The 19,798-nt window shown below is 66.1% G+C and carries 14 protein-coding genes; 8 read left to right on the forward strand and 6 right to left on the reverse strand.

What is annotated here, in order from left to right; genetic code table 11:
- Positions 1–15 precede the first annotated feature (15 nt).
- Together ilvD and P5W98_RS32445 are read right to left on the reverse strand one after the other, a co-directional pair.
- The gene (ilvD, locus tag P5W98_RS32440; protein ID WP_421028515.1) at positions 16–1,875 is read right to left on the reverse strand and encodes a dihydroxy-acid dehydratase; all 1,860 of its coding nucleotides are present in this window, start codon (positions 1,873–1,875) and stop codon (positions 16–18) included.
- A 321-nt stretch (positions 1,876–2,196) separates the two neighbouring features.
- Entirely contained in the window at positions 2,197–3,294 is a 1,098-nt protein-coding gene (locus tag P5W98_RS32445) for a porin (RefSeq protein ID WP_421028516.1), read from the reverse strand.
- Positions 3,295–3,537: 243 nt separating this feature from the next.
- On the opposite strand from P5W98_RS32445, the gene P5W98_RS32450 reads away from it, so the two are divergent.
- The 3 genes from P5W98_RS32450 (at position 3,538) to P5W98_RS32460 (ending at position 7,966) form a co-directional block, all read left to right on the forward strand.
- Complete coding sequence (locus tag P5W98_RS32450; RefSeq protein ID WP_421028517.1) at positions 3,538–4,806, forward strand: AAA family ATPase; 1,269 nt, start codon at positions 3,538–3,540, stop codon at positions 4,804–4,806.
- Positions 4,807–4,822: 16 nt separating this feature from the next.
- Complete coding sequence (locus tag P5W98_RS32455) at positions 4,823–6,640, forward strand: cobaltochelatase CobT-related protein (protein ID WP_421028518.1); 1,818 nt, start codon at positions 4,823–4,825, stop codon at positions 6,638–6,640.
- Positions 6,641–6,766: 126 nt separating this feature from the next.
- Positions 6,767–7,966 (forward strand): J domain-containing protein, encoded by a 1,200-nt coding sequence (locus P5W98_RS32460; protein ID WP_421028519.1) that lies wholly within the window; start codon positions 6,767–6,769, stop codon positions 7,964–7,966.
- Positions 7,967–7,991: 25 nt separating this feature from the next.
- Here P5W98_RS32460 and P5W98_RS32465 read toward each other — a convergent pair whose 3' ends face one another.
- The 3 genes from P5W98_RS32465 to P5W98_RS32475 form a co-directional block, all read right to left on the reverse strand.
- On the reverse strand, positions 7,992–9,554 hold the full coding sequence (locus P5W98_RS32465; protein ID WP_421028785.1) for an inorganic phosphate transporter: 1,563 nt from the start codon (positions 9,552–9,554) through the stop codon (positions 7,992–7,994).
- A gap of 370 nt (positions 9,555–9,924) precedes the next feature.
- Positions 9,925–11,103 carry a porin gene (locus P5W98_RS32470; RefSeq protein WP_421028520.1) on the reverse strand — a complete coding sequence of 393 codons (1,179 nt, stop codon included), beginning with the start codon at positions 11,101–11,103 and terminating at the stop codon, positions 9,925–9,927.
- Between the two features lie 38 nt (positions 11,104–11,141).
- Complete coding sequence (locus P5W98_RS32475; RefSeq protein ID WP_421028786.1) at positions 11,142–13,058, reverse strand: bifunctional sugar phosphate isomerase/epimerase/4-hydroxyphenylpyruvate dioxygenase family protein; 1,917 nt, start codon at positions 13,056–13,058, stop codon at positions 11,142–11,144.
- Positions 13,059–13,387: 329 nt separating this feature from the next.
- On the opposite strand from P5W98_RS32475, the gene aroQ reads away from it, so the two are divergent.
- The 4 genes from aroQ (at position 13,388) to P5W98_RS32495 (ending at position 17,110) form a co-directional block, all read left to right on the forward strand.
- Entirely contained in the window at positions 13,388–13,879 is a 492-nt protein-coding gene (gene aroQ, locus P5W98_RS32480) for a type II 3-dehydroquinate dehydratase (RefSeq protein ID WP_421028521.1), read from the forward strand.
- Positions 13,876–14,763 carry a shikimate dehydrogenase gene (locus P5W98_RS32485; RefSeq protein WP_421028522.1) on the forward strand — a complete coding sequence of 296 codons (888 nt, stop codon included), beginning with the start codon at positions 13,876–13,878 and terminating at the stop codon, positions 14,761–14,763. Before aroQ ends, P5W98_RS32485 begins: the two co-directional genes overlap by 4 nt.
- A 111-nt stretch (positions 14,764–14,874) precedes the next feature.
- The gene (locus P5W98_RS32490) at positions 14,875–16,242 is read left to right on the forward strand and encodes an MFS transporter (RefSeq protein ID WP_421028523.1); all 1,368 of its coding nucleotides are present in this window, start codon (positions 14,875–14,877) and stop codon (positions 16,240–16,242) included.
- Positions 16,243–16,435: 193 nt separating this feature from the next.
- Positions 16,436–17,110: a TetR/AcrR family transcriptional regulator gene (locus tag P5W98_RS32495; protein WP_421028524.1), complete on the forward strand. Its 675-nt coding sequence runs from the start codon at positions 16,436–16,438 to the stop codon at positions 17,108–17,110.
- A 167-nt stretch (positions 17,111–17,277) separates the two neighbouring features.
- Here the strand turns inward: P5W98_RS32495 and P5W98_RS32500 are convergent, their stop codons facing one another.
- Positions 17,278–17,562, reverse strand: a complete 285-nt coding sequence (locus tag P5W98_RS32500; RefSeq protein WP_421028525.1) for a hypothetical protein — start codon at positions 17,560–17,562, stop codon at positions 17,278–17,280.
- Between the two features lie 558 nt (positions 17,563–18,120).
- Between P5W98_RS32500 and P5W98_RS32505 the strand changes: the two genes are divergently transcribed.
- Positions 18,121–19,794, forward strand: coding sequence for a methyl-accepting chemotaxis protein (locus P5W98_RS32505; RefSeq protein ID WP_421028526.1), 1,674 nt, complete (start codon positions 18,121–18,123; stop codon positions 19,792–19,794).
- The last annotated feature ends 4 nt before the right edge of the window (positions 19,795–19,798 follow it).

Below are 19,798 nucleotides of genomic sequence, written 5' to 3' on the forward strand. Positions count from 1 at the left end.
GGCGCGCATCCAGCCTCAATCGTCGAGCAGCGAAAGGTCCCGCACCGCGCCCTTATCCGCCGACATCACCAGCTTGGCATAAGCCTTGAGCGCCGCCGACACCTTGCGCGGACGCGCCTTCGCCGGCTTCCAGCCCTTGGCGTTCTGCTCTTCGCGACGGCGCGCCAGTTCCTCGTCGGACACGAGCACGTTGATCGTGCGATTCGGAATGTCGATGCGGATCTTGTCGCCATCGCGCACGAGGCCGATCGCGCCGCCCGCCGCCGCTTCAGGCGAGCAGTGGCCGATGGACAGCCCCGAGGTGCCGCCCGAGAAGCGGCCGTCGGTCAGCAGCGCGCAAGCCTTGCCCAGGCCCTTCGACTTGATATAGCTCGTCGGGTAAAGCATTTCCTGCATGCCCGGGCCGCCCTTGGGGCCTTCATAGCGCACGATCACCACGTCGCCGGCCTTGACCTTGTCGGCGAGGATGTTTTCAACCGCTTCGTCCTGCGATTCGGTCACGTGCGCCGTGCCTTCGAACACGAGAATGCTGTCGTCCACGCCGGCGGTTTTCACCACGCAGCCGTCGAGCGCGATATTGCCCGTGAGCACCGCGAGGCCGCCTTCCTTCGAGAAAGCGTGCTCGTTCGAGCGGATGCAGCCTTCGGCGCGGTCCAGATCGAGGCTCGGCCAGCGCGTGTTCTGGCTGAAGGCCACCTGCGTCGGCACGCCTGCGGGGCCGGCCATGTAGAACGTCTTCACCGCATCGTCGACATTGCGGACGATGTCCCACTGGTCCAGCGCATGCTTGAGCGAGGGCGCGTGCACGGTCGGCACGTCGGTGTGCAGCTTGCCGGCGCGGTCGAGCTCGCCGAGGATCGCCATGATGCCGCCCGCGCGATGCACGTCTTCGATGTGGTACTTGTTGGTGTTGGGCGCCACTTTGCACAGCTGCGGCACGACGCGCGAGAGGCGGTCGATGTCGGCCATGGTGAATTCGATGCCCGCTTCCTGCGCGATCGCCAGCAGGTGCAGGATCGTGTTGGTCGAGCCGCCCATGGCGATGTCCAGTGTCATCGCGTTCTCGAACGCCTTGAAGCCCACCGAGCGCGGCAGCACGCGCTCGTCTTCCTGTTCGTAGTACTGGCGCGCGAGTTCGACGATGCGGTGGCCGGCGCGCTTGAACAGCTGCTCGCGGTCGGCGTGCGTGGCGACGACGGTGCCGTTGCCCGGCAGCGAGAGGCCCAGCGCCTCGGTCAGGCAGTTCATGGAATTGGCCGTGAACATGCCCGAGCACGAGCCGCAAGTCGGGCAGGCCGAGCGTTCCACTTCGGCCACTTCGGCGTCGGAGTACTTGCTGTCCGCGGCGATCACCATGGCGTCGATCAGGTCGAGCTTCTTGACTTCGATGGCCTTGGTGACGGGGTTGGCCAGGCGCGTCTTGCCGGCTTCCATCGGGCCGCCCGAGACGAAGATCACGGGGATGTTCAGGCGCATGGCGGCCATCAGCATGCCCGGGGTGATCTTGTCGCAGTTGGAGATGCACACCATGGCGTCGGCGCAGTGCGCGTTGACCATGTATTCGACCGAATCCGCGATGATGTCGCGGCTCGGCAGCGAATACAGCATGCCGTCGTGGCCCATGGCGATGCCGTCGTCCACGGCAATGGTGTTGAATTCCTTGGCCACGCCGCCCGCGGCCTCGATTTCGCGCGCAACGAGCTGGCCGAGGTCTTTCAGGTGCACGTGGCCCGGCACGAACTGGGTGAACGAGTTGACCACCGCGATGATCGGCTTGGAAAAGTCGTCGTCTTTCATGCCGGTGGCGCGCCACAGCGAGCGCGCGCCGGCCATGTTGCGGCCGGCGGTGGAGGTCTTGGAACGGTATGCGGGCATCGTGGTTGCTTGAGAGTGATTGTCGGGGCCTGTTCACACTAATAACAGGCTCGCGAACGTGCCTTTCCGGTCGCAGTGCGAGGAGCAAGGAGCGTCGTATGGCCGAGCCATACAAGCGACGCGCGACGCCGCAATGCGGCCGGAAAGACACGTTCCCCAAATTAAGAATTTCATTACGCGGGCTGGCCGCTAGAAGGGCCTGTTATTAGTGTGAACAGGCCCCAGGTAGCGGGCCGCGGGATTGAAGGCCCCCTGAGCCCGTGCGAACAACCTCTTGAGCTGCACTCTGGGCAAGCGGCGATTATCCCACACCCGCTCCGATCAGAAGATGTGGCGCATGCCGGCTGCCACACCGGTCTGGTTGTTGCGGCCGGGGAAGTCGGCCCTTGCCGCGCCCGAGCCGTGCGCGTAGTCGACCGTGCCGTAGATCTGCGTGCGCTTGGACAGCGCGTATTCGGCCAGCACGACAGCCGTGTAGCGAATGCCGGTGCTCAGCGTCGCGCCGTCCGCGTTCAGCGCGTTGCTGGCGTGGTCGTAGTAGTAGGCGGCCGTGAGCGTGAGCGGCGAGGTGACCTGCCACACGGCGCCGGCGTAGAGACCGTTGTCGATGCGGTTGGTCTTTGCCACGGGACCCGCGAAGCTGGCCGCCGGCGAGTTGGCCGAGGCCATGTACAGGTCGACGAAACCGGTGTTGTCCTGGCCCCAGAGCCAGCCGGCCAGCGCCTTGACCGGGCCGATCTGGTAGACGCCGCTCACGTTGACCACGCGGTACTTGTTGTTGTGCAGGTCGCTGTTCTGCTGGTAGCCGACGTCGAGCGAGGCCGGGCCCCAGGTGTACGCCGCGGTGAAGCCGTACATGTTGTTCGCGCCGGTGCTGCCCGGCACGCCGCCGAAGCTGTACATGCCTTCGAGTTCGAGGCCGCCGAAGTGGCCGTCGTACTTGACCGAGTTGTTCTGGCGCAGGCCGTAGCCGAGCGCGCCAGGCAGCCAGCCGTCCTGGTCGAAGTTGCCGACGGTCAGCGGGTCGTACACGTTGCCGAGTTGGTCGAACAGCGGCGTGTTCTGGCGGCCGAACGTGAGCGCGCCGTACTGGTTGCTCTGCAGGCCGACGTACGCCATCCGGTTGAACAGGGTGTTCTGGCTGGCCATCTGGCCGTTCCAGAGGTTGAAGCCGCTTTCGAGGCGGAATACCGTCGAGAGGCCGCCGCCCAGGTCTTCGGAGCCTTTCAGGCCCCAGCGGCTGCCGGTGACCGGGCCGACGCCCATTTGCACCTGGCTGTCGTTGTTGGCGTTGGCGTTGGTCAGGTAGCGGACGCTCGTATCGACGATGCCGTACAGCGTGACCGAGTTTTGCGCGAAGGCGGATTGCGCGGAAATCGCGAGCAAGGCGGCGCCGAGCGCTGCGGTGGTCTTCTTCATGTGTTCCCTGTTTTTTAGTCGTTTGGCCTGCATCGCACGGGGGCGTGGGGACCGTCCCGCGCGCGAACGCGGGCCATAATATTGCGAACCGTTCACATTCCTGCAACAACTTTGTCGGTGTGTCGCAGTGCTGCAACATTGGTTGACACCGGCTGCCGCAGGTCGCCGGGCGACCGCCGTGCGCCGCCCGGCGGGTAAGATGGTCAGTTCCTTCAATGGGTTGTGACCGCGCCCTTTTTGCCAATGAACGCTTCCCCTCTCGCAGTTCACGACGACGGCCCCGAGGGCGTCTACACGCGCGGTGCGGGCGAGATGCGCGAATGGTGGCGCGTTTCGCTCTCCGAGCGCGCCAACCTGTTCCGCATCGAGCATGGCCACGGCGACGCGGCCACCGGCAAGGTCGATATCGATACGGTGGTCGACCTCGATAATCTCGATGCGAAGCTTCTGAAGTGGCGTCGCGAGGGCTTCGCGGCCGACGCGGGCCGCGAGGACGAAGCACGGGCCGCCGAGGCGGGCAGCCGGTTTGGCGCCGAGTTGCGGCTCGCGGCGGCATCGGCGCGGGCCGCGCGCAGAGGGGCTCATGGAGCCGGCAGTGAAGTGCGGACCGTGCGCATCGGCACGGTCGATGTGCCGGTCGCGCAAGCCGCGTTGAACGGCGCGCCGGCCTCCCAAGCGCGGGTGCCGCGCATCAACGATGCGTATCTCTTCACGGCGCGCACCGACGACATCGCCATGGACATCGTCGAAAACCGGCGCGTGATGCTGATCGGCCACACGGGCTCGGGCAAGACCAGTTTCGTCGAGCAGATCGCCGCGCGCACGGGCCACGGCGTGCTGCGCGCGAACATGAACGGCCAGACCACCATCGGCGACTTTGTCGGTTTCTGGACCGTGAAGGGCGGCGAGACGGTATGGGTGGATGGCGTGCTGCCCATTGCGATGCGCGAAGGCGCCTGGCTCATCATCGATGAGCTCGATTTTGCAGAGCCGTCCATTCTCGCGGTGCTGACCGCCGTGCTCGAACCGGAGGGCAGGCTGCTGCTCAAGGAGCGCGGCAACGAGATCGTGACGCCGCATCCCGAGTTTCGCCTCTTTGCCACGGCGAACGCGGCGGGCGCGATGAGCGCGTATCGGCACCTGTATCAGGGCGCGAATCTGCTCAACGAGGCTTTTCTCGACCGCTGGCGGGTGTATTTGTTCGATTACCTGTCGAAAGATGAGGAAGCCGAAGTATTGCGGCGGACCTTGCCGCAACTTCCGCCCGCGCTCGCGCCGACGCTCGCCGCCATTGCCGCCGACTGCCGTGCCGCGTTCGCGCGCGAGGACCTGGCGAGCGCGTTCTCCACGCGACGCCTGATCGACTGGGCCGAGCTGATGCTGCGCACGGGCGACGCGGAGCGCGCCGCCGGCCCGTCGATCTACGCGAAAGTGAGCGCGGAGGACGCGGCGCTCATTCGCACCATCATCCGCCATCACGCGATCTTTGACGCCGATCAGGGCGCGCGCTAGAGACGGGCCAGCCATCATGGACAGCGCACGGACCGACGATCTGGAAGCGCGCCTCGGCAAGCTCGCGCGCGCGTTGACGGGCGAGCCGCGCCTTGGTGTGTCGATCGGCGCGGGCGGGCCGCGCGTGGAGCGGGGACGCTTCGTGTTGCCTTCGCACGCGGCTGAATCTGTCGAAGCCGATGAAGACTTGCTGATCGGCTACCTCGATTTGCTCGCGGCGCGCTGGCGGCATAGCGCGCAGCCCCGGCTCGACGCCGCCCAGGCGGGGGTGACGGGGCGCATTGCCCAGGCCGTCGAGGACCGGCGCGTGCTTGCCCGGCTCGTGGCGGCCTATCCGGGTGCGCACCGTTATGTCGAGCGCTTGCGCGCGCAGTTCGCACGCGATGCGGCGCGGCGCTGGAGCGCACTCGCCTGGCGGGAGCGGCTCGTGTGGGCCATCGAGCGTGCGCTGTGGGACGAAGCCCCTGGCACGCGCGAGCAAGACGCGGCTTCGCTGGCGGCCGCGTTGCGCGCGTTGGGTGACTGCGGTGACCGCGGTGGCCGCAACGGGCCGCTTGCGTTGGCGCGCGCGAGCCGGTCGACCGGCGAGAGCGTGCGGGCCGCGCAGGCCATCGTCGCGGCTGTGCGCTCGCTGGCTTCGCGCGGCGCGAACACTATGATGCAGACGGCGCGCCCGCTCGACACCCTCGACGAGGAAACGCTCGCACGCGAACTCGACGACTTCGGCGCGCACGACGACATCGATTTTGCGTCGACGCCAGACGATGCCGATGCAGCCGCCGCCGAGGCCGCGGGCTATCCCGGCGCGCCGGCGCTGGAAGCCGCAAGCGAGGCGCCCGGCGATGCGGCTTCGGCGCCCGGCGCCACGCTCTCCGAGGCCGATACCGTGCCGCCACGCGTAGCTCCTGGCGAAGCGCCGCGCGCGAAGCCGGTCCGCTCGATCCCGCTCACTACGGCGTTTGATGTCGTGACCGACCTCACCGGCAGCGGCGACGCCACGGCGTGGCGCAAGCTGCGGGCGCTGGCGCGCGCGGAGACGGGGGCGCTCAAGACCCAGCTGGAACGCGTGCTGAAAGCCGACGAACTCACGCACTGGAAGCGCGAGCAGGAGCGCGGCGAGATCGACCGTGGCGCGCTCGCCCGCCTTGCGGCCTCGCGCGGCTATCGCACGCCGTTCCGCGTCGCCAAGCACGCGCGTGGCCGCGACGCGGCCATGACGTTGCTGCTCGACCTCAGCGGATCGATGGCGGGGCGCAAGATCGAACTCGCGCGGCTGTGCGCGGCCGCACTGGCCGACGCGCTCATGCAGCTTGGTTTCGACTGCGAAGTGCTCGGTTACAGCTCGGTCGAGTCGCCCGACATGCGTGCGCAATTCGAGCGCGCCCGCGCGGCGGGCGCGGACCTGCGCGGCTACAACCGCTTCGTCGAGCGGCTCGATTTGCGGGTTTTCAAGCGCTTCGATGCGCTCGGCTCAAGCGATGCGAGCGGTCTGGCGGCGATCGAATGCGGCTACGAGAACCCCGACGGCGAGGCGCTCGCGTGGGCCGCTGCGCGGCTCGCCGCACGCAAGGCGCGGCGGCGCCTGCTGTTCGTGCTCTCGGACGGCTACCCTGCCACGAGCGACGGCGATCCCGCAGTCTTGCACAGCGACTTGCATGCGCGCGTGGCGGAAGCGGTCGAGCAGGGCATCGAGCTCGTTGGCATCGGCATTCAGGACGATGCCGTCGAGGCGTTCTATCCGCACGCCGTGGTCGTGCACAAGCTGCACGAACTGCCTGCCGTGGCGTTCGCGACGCTGAGCCGGATGCTGGCGCAGCGCGCGCGCCGAGGTTGAGCGCATCCGCCGCGATTCTTGCCGCGAGCGCCCGCGTGTTATACCTTTTCCGATAACACCGCCAACCGCACGGCGCAGTTGCTCAACTCAACGACTCAAGCACTTCACGGAATCGACACTCCGGTCATGCCCGCCTCCGACCCAAGGAACCGAGAAGATTACGACCGTCTCTATTACCGGCTCGATCTCGAGCCCGGGGCCAGCGCGGCCGATATCAAGCACAACTACCGGCAGCTGGCGCAGATCTTTCATCCAGACAAATGGCGGCATCCGAGCCCGGCGTCGCTGCACTGGTCCTCCGAGCAGTTCAAGAAGATCAAGGAAGCGCGCGAGGTGCTGGAGGCATACTGGCACGTGCACGACGAAGCGCCCGCGAGCCGTGTGGCACAGAGCGATGCGCATATTGCCCGCGTGCGCGAGCAGGTGCGCGAACTCCAGTTGAATCGCGAGCGGCTGCGCAGCGAACTCGATGCGTTGCAAAGCGCAAAGCTGCGTGGACTTGCCGAGTTCGCGCGCATGCAGACCGAGCGCGAACGCCTGATCGGCGAACTCGTGCGCTTGCGCGAGGACGCTACACGTGAGCGTGCGAGCGCCGCGGAGCGGCGCGAGCAGGCTCAGGCGGCCGGCTCCGCCAGTCCCGCCGGTTCCGCGAATGGCAACGGGAGCCACGCAAGCCATCATGATGCGGACCTCGCGCTGCCCGAACGGCACCCCGTGCGCGACTTCTTCTACTCGCGTTTCGACGACCCCGCACGCGGCTGGCTGATGACGTTGAGCGGTATTGTTGTGATGTGCATCGTCATTTTTGTGGTGGCGCACAAGATCGTATTCAGCATATTCGACGCGGGCGGTTCGTGGCGCTGGCTCGGCGAAACGCTGCAAGGCCTGCTGATTGCTGTGGGCGTGGTGCTGGCAGGCGGTTATGCGTGGGCGCAGCGGACCTTCTATCGCGCCGATCGTGCGGGGCGCGAGCATGGCATGCCGCTGCCCGCGCATGCAACGTGGCTGCGTGTGTGCGCCGCGCTGCGCGGCACGGGCCGGCATGGCGCGCAATGGAGCATCGAGACGCTCAAGCAATTGCCCGGCGACACGGGCTTCGAACTGCGCGCGGTCCTGCGCTATTCCACGGCGCGGCCAGGGCAGAGCGAGAGGGAAGCGCACCAGGCCGTGATCTTCCTCTGCCGCGCGCGCGCCGTGAGCGCGGGCGAGACGCGCATCGCCTGGGGCTTCGGCGTGCATGCGCCGGCGTGGTGGCTTTTGCCGGCGGCGAAAGTCGTGCGCGATTTGCGCAGACGGATCGAGATGGACTTCGCGGCGCGGCTATGAGATTTCTTTGTGCCGCGCGCTTTGTTCAGAAGAATTGACGGAACACCCAATAGAGCAGCGCAGAAAGCGCAATCGACGCGGGCAGCGTGAGCAGCCACGCAAGCGCGAGATTGCGCACGGTTCCCCATTGCAGGCCCGAGCCATTGGCGGCCATCGTGCCGGCAACGCCGGAAGCGAGCACGTGCGTGGTCGAAACGGGCAGGCCGTAGGCGTCGGCCATGCCGATGGTCAGCATGGCCACGGCTTCGGCGCAAGCGCCTTGCCCGTAGGTCAGATGCTGCTTGCCGATTTTTTCGCCCACGGTCACTACCACGCGCCTCCAGCCCACCATCGTCCCCAGCCCGAGCGCGATGGCCACCGCCACCTTCACCCAGGTGGGGATGAACTTGGTGGCGTGGTCCATCTGCTTGCGGAAGGCGTCCAGCGTGGCGGCGTCGGCGGCCGAGAAGGCGGGCTCGTGCGCTTTCTCCATCAGCCGGATGGCCTCGGAAGCGACATACATGTTGTTGCGCACGTTGTCGACGATCGCTTGCGGCACCTGCGCCATCGAGCCGGAGCTGCTCACCTGGTCGCCGATGGTGTCGGTGAGCGCGCGCAGCGCAGGCAGCGTGGCGGGGCGCAGGCGGTGCGTGCTCACGTAGGCTTCGACTTCCGCGCGCGGATTCGCGGGCAGCGCCTCGCGCGGCCCTTCAGGCACGTAGCGCGCGAGCGTGGCCGAAGCCGTGCGCGCGGCGGCCACGAAGGTCACGGTCTGCTCGGGCGTGACGGCCTTGTTGAGCGCATAGGCGGTGGGCACCACGCCGATCAGGATGAGCATGATGAGGCCCATGCCTTTCTGCCCGTCGTTGGAGCCGTGCGCGAACGAGACGCCCGTGCAGGTGAGAATCAGCAACGCGCGGATCCAGAGCGGCGGCCGCTCGTTCGACGGCGGCTCGCGATAAAGGCGCGGCGCGCGCACGAACAGCTTCAACGCGAGCAGCACGAGCGCGGAGAGCACGAAACCTGCCATGGGAGAAAACAGCAGCGCCTTGCCCACGCCCAGCGCCTGGGTCCAGTCGACCCCGGACGTGCCGGAGGGGCCGCTGATCCACTGGTTCATGATGCCCACGCCGATGATCGAGCCCACGAGCGCATGCGAGCTCGACGAGGGCAGTCCGAAATACCAGGTGCCGAGATTCCAGAGGATGGCCGCGATCAGAAGGGCGAACACCATGGCGAAGCCCGCGTGACTGCCCACCTGGAGGATCAATTCCACGGGCAGCAGCTGCAGGATGCCGAACGCGACCGCGCCGCTCGAAACGAGGACGCCAAGAAAATTCCACGCGCCGGACCAGATCACGGCGGTATGCGGTTCGAGTGAATTCGTGTAGATGACCGTGGCGACGGCGTTGGCGGTGTCGTGAAAGCCGTTCACGAACTCGAAGCCGAGCGCGATGAGGAGCGCGAGGCCGAGCAGGACGAACGGCAGCGCGGACCGGCCTTGCACCGTGCTCAGGTCGACGACGAGATGATCGATAACATAGACCGTGCCTGCTGCGATGACGAGGAAGAAGAGCGCGGCGGCCAGGCCGCGGCTGCGCGGCTGCATGGCGCGCGGCTGGCTGGGCAGGCGCGGCTGGCCCGGCTGGGATAGGGGAACGTCCGGCATGAATGTGCGCTGATGGTTGGGCTCATGAGCCTCGCGCGCAGCCGTGGAAACCTCATGTGCGATGACGCCGCGAACCGATGGCGCCAAGGGTGGCGGACGCGTCGAGCGCGCCAGAACCGGGGCGGCTCGATCGAGACGCGCCAGTGTCTCATAATGATTCGATCATCGGAGCCGGAATGACACCGCTGCGCGCTGCTGCCGTGCACAGACGCCCGCGTGACGCGGGAGCGCCGCGAATCGCGTCGTATAGACGCATGTCGGGCCGCAAACTGCGCGGCCCGACATGGGTGTCCCTACCTGGGTGTCCGCCTTAGAACAACACAGCAATGCCCGCCATGCCGACGAACTGCGAACGCGTGCTCGACGGCGTGCTGTTTTGCGAATCGCCTACGGAGGGGCTCGCATCGACGATGTCGCTCGCGCCGTGTACGCCCAGGGTCTGCCCGCTCGCGTGTTGATAGCCCTCCAGCGCGTAGAGCGAAGTGCGCTTGGAAAGGTGATACGTCTCCTTGAGCGAGATCTGCTGATAGCGTGCGGCGTCGCTGATGCCGTTGGCCCTGGAGGCCAGCGTATATGCATAGCCGCCGCCCACGTCGAACGCGGGCGTGAAGCGCCAGGTGGCAAGCGCGGCCCACGTGTTGAAGACAGCTGTGGAGCCGAACAGCGACTTGCCGCCCGCGAGGTATTCGACGTTGGAATACGACGCTCCCAACATCAGATTGCCGATCGTATAGTTGCCTGCCACCGCCACGTGCTGAACAGCGCGCGCCGAGACGTAGCCGGTGTTCAGCGACGATTTGCCGAAGCTTGCTGTCGACGCGCTGTCGAAGCCGCCCGTGATCGCGGCGTTGTCCATGCGCAGATAGCCCGCGCCGAGCGAGACCGGGCCATTCGTGTAGCGCAGCGCAGCGCTCCATGTCTGGCCTTTGCCGGTACTGCCTGCAATGCCGCCGAACGCATACATGGCGCTTGCCTGCACGCCGTACCAGCTGGGCGACGTGTAAACCGCCGAGTTGTTGATGCGCACGGTGGTGTCGAGTCCGTCGATATCGCCGGGGTGAGCGCCGGTTGCGCCCGTGAGCCAGCTACTGCCCGTGAGCGGCCCCACGAACTGATAGTAGGGCGTGTATTGGCGGCCGAGCGTGAGTTGGCCCGCGCTGCGGTTCTGCAATCCCACATAGGCCTGGCGGTTGAAAATCAGGCCGTTGGTCTGGAGCGCGCCGCTGTTCGGATCGAAGCCGTTCTGCAGGTCGAAGATCGCGAGCGTGCCGCCGCCCAGATCTTCCTTGCCTTGCAGGCCGAACTTCGACGCATAGAGGTTGCCCTGGCGCAGATACACATTCGAGTGGCCGTTCTGGTTGTTGACGTAAGTGATCGCGTCGTCGATTGCGCCGTACAGCGTGACGCTGGATTGCGCAAATGCGGGGCTCGCAATCAGTGCTGCGCCCGCAGCCACGAAAATCCCCGGGCCAAAGCCAGTCTTCTTCATCGTTGTAGATCTCCAATAATCAATAACAACAGGATTGCTTATTTATTGTCTGCGGCGCTGTCCTGGCTCGCCGCCCTTGATCGCTGGCGGGCTTGCGCGGCGAGACGTACTGCGGCGTTTGGCGCGCCGTATCCGTCGTAGCCGCCGCGCCGCTCCACCAGTTCCAGGAAGAAGCGCTGATCGAGTGTTTCGGTGTAAGCGTGCAGGAACTCGCCGCCTTGCTCGTCGCGGTCGTACAGAAGGTTGTGCTGGCGCAGCGCGTCGAGGAATTCAGCGGGTAGTGCGTGGCGCGCGTCCAGATCGTCGTAGTAGTTGGCCGGCACGCGCAGCAGCGGCACGCCGGCCGCTTCGAACTCCGTCACCGCGCGGAAGATGTCGGCGGTGCTGAAGGCCACGTGGTTCAGGCCGGTGCCGTGATAGGCGCGCACGGTCTCGGCGGTGGCGGTGTGCGGATCGACCGACGCATTGAGCACCATGCGCAAGCCACGGTCCGCGCTGAAGAGCGCGCGACTGCGCACGAGGCCATACGGATCGGGCAGCAGGACGGCGGCGCTCGCCTGCAGGCCGAACACCGCTTTCAAAAACAGCACCCACGCATCGAACGAACCGGCCGGCAGCGAAAGGCTCACGTGATCGATGCCGGTGATGGGGCCGACCTCCGTGGGACCGTCCACGTCGGTGAGGACGAAATCGGCTTCGAAGAGCGTCGGCTGGCCCGGCTGCTCGTTAACGAAATAGTTAAGACTTCCGTCCGGTGCCTGCACGGCCGGCACGACGCGCTCGTTAGGGCCGACGCGGCCCGAAAACGGTTGATAGCCAAAGCCCGCTGCGCGTTCGAGCGCGAGGCGCGCGTCGTCCACGCGCAATGCCGAGGCGCATAGCGAAAGCCCGTGGCGCTGGAAAAACGCATCGGCGAACGAATCGGGTTCGGCGTTCAGCACGATGGCCGCCGAGCCATGCCGATAGAGCGTCACGTCCTTCGATCGATGCTGCCCCGCGAGGCGGAAATGGAGTTTTTCGAGCCAGTCGGCTACGCGCCGGCGTGCGCCGTCGTCCACCGCGAACTCGAGGAATTGCCATCCCGCATGCGCCGGCGGCGCGCTCGGGTGGTAGAGCGGCGCGGCTTTGTCCGCGCTGTGCAGTGCCTCACGCGTGAGCGCTTCGAGCAGCAGCAGCGAGCGATGGCCATCCGTTGCCGTGGCCGCCGGCGGCGCGCCTCGAAAGCCGTCGTTGAAGATTTCCAGCGAGAGCGGGCCCGTGTAGCCGCTCTTCACCACCTGCGCCGTGAAGTCCGCGAGCGCGAAATCGCCCTGGCCCGGAAAGCAGCGGTAATGGCGGCTCCATTCGAGCACGTCCATGTTCATCTTCGGCGCGTCGGCGATCTGCACGAAGCCGATGCGCTCGCCGGGAATCGTTGCGATGGCATCGGGCGTGTCGTCGAGCGAGAGCGTGTGGAAGCTGTCGAGCGCAAGCGTGAGATGCGGATGATTCACGGCGTTCACGAGCTGCCATGCATGGCGGTACGTGCGCACGTGGCGGCCCCAGGCGAGCGCTTCGTAGCAGGTCACCACGCCTGCCTGCCCGGCGGCCTGCGCGAGCTGGCCAAGCTGATCGATGGCGAGCGCGTCGTCGCCAATCGTGTCGGGCGAGACGTTGCTGCACACCAGCAGCCGCTGCGTGCCCAGTTCGTGCATCACGTCGAACTTGCGCTTCACGCGCTCCAGATTGCGGGCGAGCCGTTCAGGGCTCACGCCCTCGAAATCGCGAAACGGCTGATACAGCACGATCGCGAGCCCGAGGTCGGCGGCCATGCGGCGCACATCGGCGGGCGAGCCTTCGAAATAGAGCAGGTCGTTTTCGAAGATCTCCACGCCCGTGAAACCCGCGGCGCTGATGGCGGCGAGCTTTTCCGCAAGCGTGCCGCTGATCGAAACGGTCGCGATGGAGCGGCACAACGGAGCGAGAGTGGGACTTTGAGGCAGCTTGGACATGGCGTGGCGCGGCAGCGGATGAACGATAACCAGGGGACCGGCAGGCCGGCGGTGCCGGCAAGACTGGAACACGCAAGCGCCGCCGGAGTGCTGCAAGGATAATAAAACTAACTAGTTAGTACAAATTCTCGAAAACCCCAGGGTGACCCGCGCGCATGAGCGGGGCACACTGGCGGCCATGCGTGGGGCGAGCGTATTTGCAGCAGTGCAGGCGAATGCGCCTGCGAATGCCTCGCCACCCGCGTTGTTGCAAAGCCGTTTTCGAGTTGTCGTTGTGTATTCTGGAGCGCCTGATGCTATTGCCGTCGGTACTGGTCCTGAACGGGCCGAATCTCAATCTGCTGGGAACGCGGGAGCCCGCGATATATGGGTCCGAAACGCTCGATGACGTCGAGCGCTTGTGCCGCGAAGCCGCCGAGCGGCTTCACATCGAAGTCGACTTCCGCCAGTCGAACGCCGAGCATCAGTTGATCGACTGGCTGCACGAGGCGCGCACGCGCATCGACGGCGTCGTCATCAACCCCGCTGCCTATACGCACACTTCGGTTGCGATTGCCGATGCGCTTTCCGCCATCGACAAGCCCGTGATCGAGGTCCATATCTCGAACGTCCACAAGCGCGAGGCGTTCCGGCACCATTCGTTCGTCTCGCCGATTGCCGAGGCGATCATCATCGGTTGCGGCACCCAGGGCTATGTGCTCGCGCTCGAACGCATGGCCGCGCTGCTGGCAGCGAAGATGGCAAATAAGGCGGCAACTACAGCTGCGAATAAGGGGGCGAAATGAGCGAGCACTCGAACAAGCCGCGCTCGTTTCTCTGCGGGCTGATCGGCAAGGGCATCGGCGGCTCGCTTACGCCCGCGATGCATGAGAAGGAAGGGCGCGAGCTCGGCTTCAACACCGTGTACCGGCGCATCGATCTCGATGCGCTCGGCCTCACCGTCGACGCGTTGCCCGAGCTGCTGCTCGCGGCGCAGCGCATGGGTTTCGACGGCCTGAACATCACCTATCCGTGCAAGCAGGCCGTGATCCCCCTGCTCGACGAACTCTCCGACGATGCGCGCGCGCTGGGCGCTGTGAACACCGTGTTGTTCCGCGATGGCAGGCGCATCGGCCACAACACCGACTGGTCGGGTTTTGCCGCCGCGTTCGAGCGCGGGCTGCCCGACGTCTCGCTCGAAGCAATCGTGCAACTGGGAGCAGGCGGGGCAGGCGCGGCAGTCGCCCATGCCGCGCTGCAGATGGGGGCTCGCGCGCTCACGCTGTTCGACGTGGACGCCACACGCGCTCAGGCGCTCGCCAGCGAATTGCAGGCACGCTTTCCCGCGGCGCGCGTGAGCGCGGGCAGCGATGGCGATTTGCAGCAGACGCTGGCCGCCGCCACGGGCCTTATTCACGCGACGCCCACCGGCATGGCGAAGCTGCCTGGCTTGCCACTGCCGGCCGAGTATCTGCACGCGCGCCTGTGGGTGGCCGACATCGTCTATTTCCCGATTCGCACGGCGCTGCTCGAAGCGGCCGAGGCGCGCGGCTGCCGTGTCTTGAGCGGCGGCGGGATGGCGGTCTACCAGGCCGTGGACGCGTTCCGGCTGTTCACCGGCCAGGAGCCGGACGCCGAGCGGATGTATGCGCATTTGCAGTCGATGCTGGCGCAGGACGCCGGCCAATAAGTTACCCGCCGCTCGAGCATAACGGCGGCGCTACACGTACATAAATAGTTGGTTTTACATGGGACCAGAGTTAAGCGCCAAACCGCCAACTCTGGTCGACAGGAGAGAGACATGGCACCACCTGTATCGACGGGGCGCGACGCGCCTACCCTTGCCGCCGCGCCCGCAGAAGGCGCGTTGCGGCGCTCGAAGGCGCGCTACCGCATCCTCGGCCTGCTGGCCGTGGGCACCATGATTAATTATCTGGACCGCACGGTGCTCGGCATCGCGGCCCCGCAGCTCACCAAGGAACTGGGCATTAACGCGGCGCTCATGGGGCTGCTGTTTTCGGCGTTTTCGTGGAGCTATGTGGTCGCGCAGATTCCGGGCGGCGTGTTCCTCGACCGCTTCGGCAGCAAGCTCACGTATTACCTCGCCATGACGTTCTGGTCGCTGTGCACGCTCGTGCAGGGCTTCGTGGGCAGCGTGGGCGCGCTCCTCGCGTGTCGGCTGGGGCTCGGGGTGGCGGAGTCGCCGTGCTTCCCCACCAATAGCCGCGTGGTGGCGACCTGGTTCCCGCAGCACGAGCGCGCGTTCGCGACCGGAACCTATACGGTGGGCGAGTATATCGGTCTCGCGTTCTTCAGCCCGTTCCTCTTCGCGCTGATGGGCGCGTACGGCTGGCGCTCGCTGTTCTATGTGGTGGGTGGCGCGGGCATTGTGTTCGGGCTGATCTGGTGGGCGTTTTACCGCGAGCCGCACGATCACCCGGGCGCCAATCGCGCGGAGCTCGACTATATCGAGGCGGGCGGCGGTCTTGCCAGGCACGACGCAGCCGCGGTCGAGGGCCAGCAAGGGGACAAGAAAGCGGGCAAGAAGGCCTTCGACTGGCGCATGGCCGGCAAGCTGCTGCGCAAGCGCCAGCTCGCGGGCATCTGCCTCGGCCAGTTCGCGGGCAACTCCACGCTCGTGTTCTTCCTCACCTGGTTCCCGACCTATCTTGCCACCGAGCGCCACATGGGCTGGCTCAAGATCGGCTTCTTCGCGATCATGCCGTTTATCGCGGCGTCGGTTGGCGTGATGTTCGGCGGCACGTTCTCCGACTGGATGCTGCGCCGGGGCTTCTCGGCCAACGTGGCGCGCAAGCTGCCGATCATCGCCGGCCTGCTGCTCGCATCGTCCATCATTCTCGCGAACTTCGTGCAGAGCAACGTGACGGTGATCGTGATTCTTTCGGTGGCGTTCTTCGCGCAGGGCATGGCCGCACTCGGCTGGACGCTCGTCTCCGATATCGCACCGGCCGGCATGCTCGGCCTCACGGGCGGCATCTTCAACCTGGCGGCCAATCTTGCCGGCATCGTCACGCCGCTCGTGGTCGGGCTGATCGTGGGCGCGACGGGCTCGTTCGTGTGGGCGCTCGCGTTCATCGGCGCGATTGCGCTGGTGGGCGCCGCGTCGTACATCTTCGTGGTCGGCGATATCAAGCGCATCGAGCTGTAAAAGGCACTCGGGCCTGGCGCTCCGGCGGCCCGCGCCGGGTCGCCGGGTCGCCGGGCGGCTCGCCAGACGGGCCGCGAGAAGGCGCAACGAAGGCCCTCAGGGAGGCCGGTCTGGCGCGGGCCGGCCAGCAAGGATGCGCAGAAGCCCATGCTAGAATCGGCCGCATTCCTTCCCACTCGCGTTCCTCAGAAAAATGGCAAGACCGGTGGCTTCGGCCGAAAGCAACGACGCTCAATCCGAAAGCCGGCGCAAGTACGACCCGGAGCAGACCAAGCGCAATATTCTGGAAGTGGCGACCGCCGAATTTTCGGCCATGGGCCTCGCGGGCGCGCGCGTGGATCAGATCGCCGAGCGCACCCACACCACCAAGCGCATGCTCTATTACTACTTCGGCAGCAAGGAAGGGCTGTACGAAGCGGTGCTCGACAAGGTCTACGCCGATATCCGTGCGCTGGAGCAGGACCTGCATATCGACGAGCTCGATCCCGAGGAAGGCTTGAAGCGTCTCGTCGAATTCACCTTCGACTATCACGACCGCCATCGCGACTTCGTGCGTCTCGTGACGATCGAGAACATTCACGGCGCGAAGTACCTCGAGCGGCTCAAGACGTTTCGCAGCCGCAACGCCAGCGTGATCCGCACCATCGAGGATCTGCTCGCGCGCGGCGTGCGCACGGGCGCGTTCCGCGACGACATCGATCCCATCGATCTGCACTTGCTCATCAGCTCGATGTGCTTTCATCGCGTGAGCAACCGCCATACTTTCGGCGCGGCGTTCGGGCGCGATCCTTCGCATCCGCGGCTGCGTGCGCGGCATCGCGAGATGGTGGTGGATGCGGTGGTGAGGTTTGCGCGCAAAGGTGGGTGATATCGCCGGGCGCAAGGGACCGTGCCCGGCTACGAATGCTTCTGCATGTTTTCTACGGCTCTATCGTGGGCGTTCCGAGCGTCCATCATCAGCCTCTACGCCGCGTAGCACCTTTAAATGTTGGCCAGCGTGAGCGGATCGAAGGCGTATTGGGCGCACAAGCGCTATCAGTTACAACCGTGACTGGCCGCGGTCCGATAACAGGTGGTCCCGCCGGGGCCTTTCACTACGCCTTTGCCATTGATAGTTTTCGCCTGCCCGCCACGATTGGTCTGCGTCGTCCGCACGCCATTCTGGTTCGCCTGGGATGTCCAGGCCGTGCCGGTATTGCGGTTATAGCCGCCGGCCGTTTGCCCGTTGCCGCATACCGTTTCACCTCGGGCATTCCTCGCGCATTCTGCGAATGCGTTCGCAGACAATGCCAGGCATGCCAGTATCACCAAAGTCTTCATGACGCTCTCCTGCAGGCGTTTCGTCGGTCTATTGCCCCGTGACGACTGAATCGCGACCGGGCTGCTGGTCCAAGCAGCACCGCTTGCTGGATCATCCCGCCGATCTCGCAGGACCGGTTGATCTTAATCAGCAAGATGGACTCAAAGTGGCTGGCCAGATGCACCGCTTTCAGCTCGTCATGCTGTCTCCGTTGATGTCCACGTGTCAGCCAGTTTCCCGGTGGGAGTTTGAATCTATATGCCGTCGCGCCCATTGGGTATCGGACCTTGGTCCGATCCTCGGGCGACGAATTCCGATGTCTCCCGTCGATGGCGAGCGCAGGCTTCCGATGGCCCCGGCCTCATGTATTCGGTATCCCTGCCGTAATCCCGTTATCCGCGCTGCATAGTGTGGCGTCGGCGCATCCTGTTCTTCCCTCATCCCATAAAAGTGCCGGGACGCATTACACTACGCCCCGGAAGCCCGGCCCACGGGCTTTTGCTGCGGCGTCTGTTCGTTTGCGCACATGGCGCGAGCAACGGGCGTCATTCTTCGTCACCCGGATAAGGCCACGCGTAATGAGCACAGCCATGCCCCGTTCCGGCTCCGCCGGACTGCCGCGCCAGACTCAAGGTCGCTATACCCTTGGAACGCGCATCGTCTTGAGCTTCGGCTTGCTGTTCGTGCTCATGCTCGTGATGGCCGCGATCTCCTACAACCGCCTGCGCACCATCGACGACGAAGCCGTGAGCCTCACGCGCGATTCCGTGCCGGGGCTGTACTATTCGACGGCGCTGCGCGCGTCCACCTCCGACGTGCACGACATCGTCGAGCGCGCCACCTTTGTCGAGCCCGATGCGGCCGGCATGGCGCGCGTGCTCGGCCAGTTGCCCGCCGCCGTCAAGCAGGTCGACGAGAACGGCGCGCACTACGAGGCCACGGTGTTTCGCGGCGACGACCGCGCACAGTACCAGCACTTTCGCGACGCTTACGCGCGCTTTCTGCCGCAACTGATGGCCGTCGCGCGGCAATTGCCGGCGCAACGCGCCGCCGCGCAGGCCGCGTTCCTCCAGATCGATGCCTCGTGGCAAGACGTGCTCACTGCCTCCAATGAGCTCGTCGACGAAAACCGCAGACAGGCCCACGAGTCCGCACAGACCATCCGCGGATCGGTCGCGGGCACCGAAATCACGCTCGCGGCGGCGCTCGCCGTCGTGCTGCTCGCCTCGCTCGTGACCGGCTATGCGCTGCATCGCGCGATCACGCGGCCGATGGCGCGCCTCGTCGAGGTGCACGATTCAATGCGCATGGGCAATCTCTCGCAGCGCCTGCAACTGAACCGTCAGGACGAATTTGGCGTGCTCGAGGACGGTTTCAACCGCATGAGCGACGAGCTCACGAGCCTCGTGGCCCAGGCGCAGAAGTCGTCGCTGCAGGTGAGCACCTCGGTGGCCGAAGTAGCGGCCACCTCGAAGGAGCAGCAGGCCACGGCGAGCGAGACCGCGGCCACCACGACCGAGATCGGCGCGACTTCGCGCGAGATCTTCGCGACCGCGCGCGACCTCGTGCGCACGATGGGCGAAGTGGCGACCGTGGCCGAGCAGTCGGCAGCGCTCGCGAGCACGAGCCAGAGCGGCCTCACGCACATGGAAGACACCATGCGCAGCGTGATGGAGGCGGCGGGCTCGGTGAACGCCAAGCTCTCGATCCTCAACGAGAAGGCCGTGAGCATCAACCAGGTGGTGGCGACCATCACCAAGGTTGCCGACCAGACCAACCTGCTTTCGCTGAACGCCGCCATCGAGGCTGAAAAGGCCGGCGAGTACGGACGCGGCTTCGCCGTGGTGGCGACCGAGATCCGGCGTCTCGCCGACCAGACGGCGGTGGCCACCTACGACATCGAGCAGACCGTCAAGGAGATCCAGTCGGCGGTCTCGGCGGGCGTGATGGGCATGGACAAGTTCGCCGAGGAAGTGCGCCGCGGCATGCACGACGTGCAGGAAGTGGGCGCGCAGCTTTCGCAGATCATCGGCGCGGTGCAGACGCTCGCGCCGCGCTTCCAGGTGGTCAACGACGGCATGCAGGCGCAGGCCACCAGCGCCGAGCAGATCACCCAGGCGCTCACGCAGCTTTCGGAAGCCGCGCAGCAGACGGCGGAGTCGCTGCGCCAGTCGTCGCAGGCCATCGACAACCTCACGCTCGTGGCCAACGAGCTGCGCACCGGCGTGTCGCGCTTCAGGATCGAGGCGTGAGCGG

Source organism: Paraburkholderia sp. A1BS-2L, assembly GCF_051125205.1.
Lineage (GTDB): Bacteria > Pseudomonadota > Gammaproteobacteria > Burkholderiales > Burkholderiaceae > Paraburkholderia.

Excerpts from the sequence above, each read along its gene's own strand:
- P5W98_RS32465 (WP_421028785.1), bottom strand. The coding sequence starts at position 9,554 with ATGCAGCCGCGCAGCCGCGGCCTGGCCGCCGCGCTCTTCTTCCTCGTC.
- P5W98_RS32445 (WP_421028516.1), bottom strand. The coding sequence starts at position 3,294 with ATGAAGAAGACCACCGCAGCGCTCGGCGCCGCCTTGCTCGCGATTTCC.
- P5W98_RS32455 (WP_421028518.1), top strand. The coding sequence starts at position 4,823 with ATGGACAGCGCACGGACCGACGATCTGGAAGCGCGCCTCGGCAAGCTC.
- P5W98_RS32485 (WP_421028522.1), top strand. The coding sequence starts at position 13,876 with ATGAGCGAGCACTCGAACAAGCCGCGCTCGTTTCTCTGCGGGCTGATC.
- P5W98_RS32505 (WP_421028526.1), top strand. The coding sequence starts at position 18,121 with ATGAGCACAGCCATGCCCCGTTCCGGCTCCGCCGGACTGCCGCGCCAG.
- P5W98_RS32450 (WP_421028517.1), top strand. The coding sequence starts at position 3,538 with ATGAACGCTTCCCCTCTCGCAGTTCACGACGACGGCCCCGAGGGCGTC.
- P5W98_RS32495 (WP_421028524.1), top strand. The coding sequence starts at position 16,436 with ATGGCAAGACCGGTGGCTTCGGCCGAAAGCAACGACGCTCAATCCGAA.
- aroQ (WP_421028521.1), top strand. The coding sequence starts at position 13,388 with ATGCTATTGCCGTCGGTACTGGTCCTGAACGGGCCGAATCTCAATCTG.
- ilvD (WP_421028515.1), bottom strand. The coding sequence starts at position 1,875 with ATGCCCGCATACCGTTCCAAGACCTCCACCGCCGGCCGCAACATGGCC.
- P5W98_RS32500 (WP_421028525.1), bottom strand. The coding sequence starts at position 17,562 with ATGAAGACTTTGGTGATACTGGCATGCCTGGCATTGTCTGCGAACGCA.
- P5W98_RS32490 (WP_421028523.1), top strand. The coding sequence starts at position 14,875 with ATGGCACCACCTGTATCGACGGGGCGCGACGCGCCTACCCTTGCCGCC.
- P5W98_RS32470 (WP_421028520.1), bottom strand. The coding sequence starts at position 11,103 with ATGAAGAAGACTGGCTTTGGCCCGGGGATTTTCGTGGCTGCGGGCGCA.
- P5W98_RS32460 (WP_421028519.1), top strand. The coding sequence starts at position 6,767 with ATGCCCGCCTCCGACCCAAGGAACCGAGAAGATTACGACCGTCTCTAT.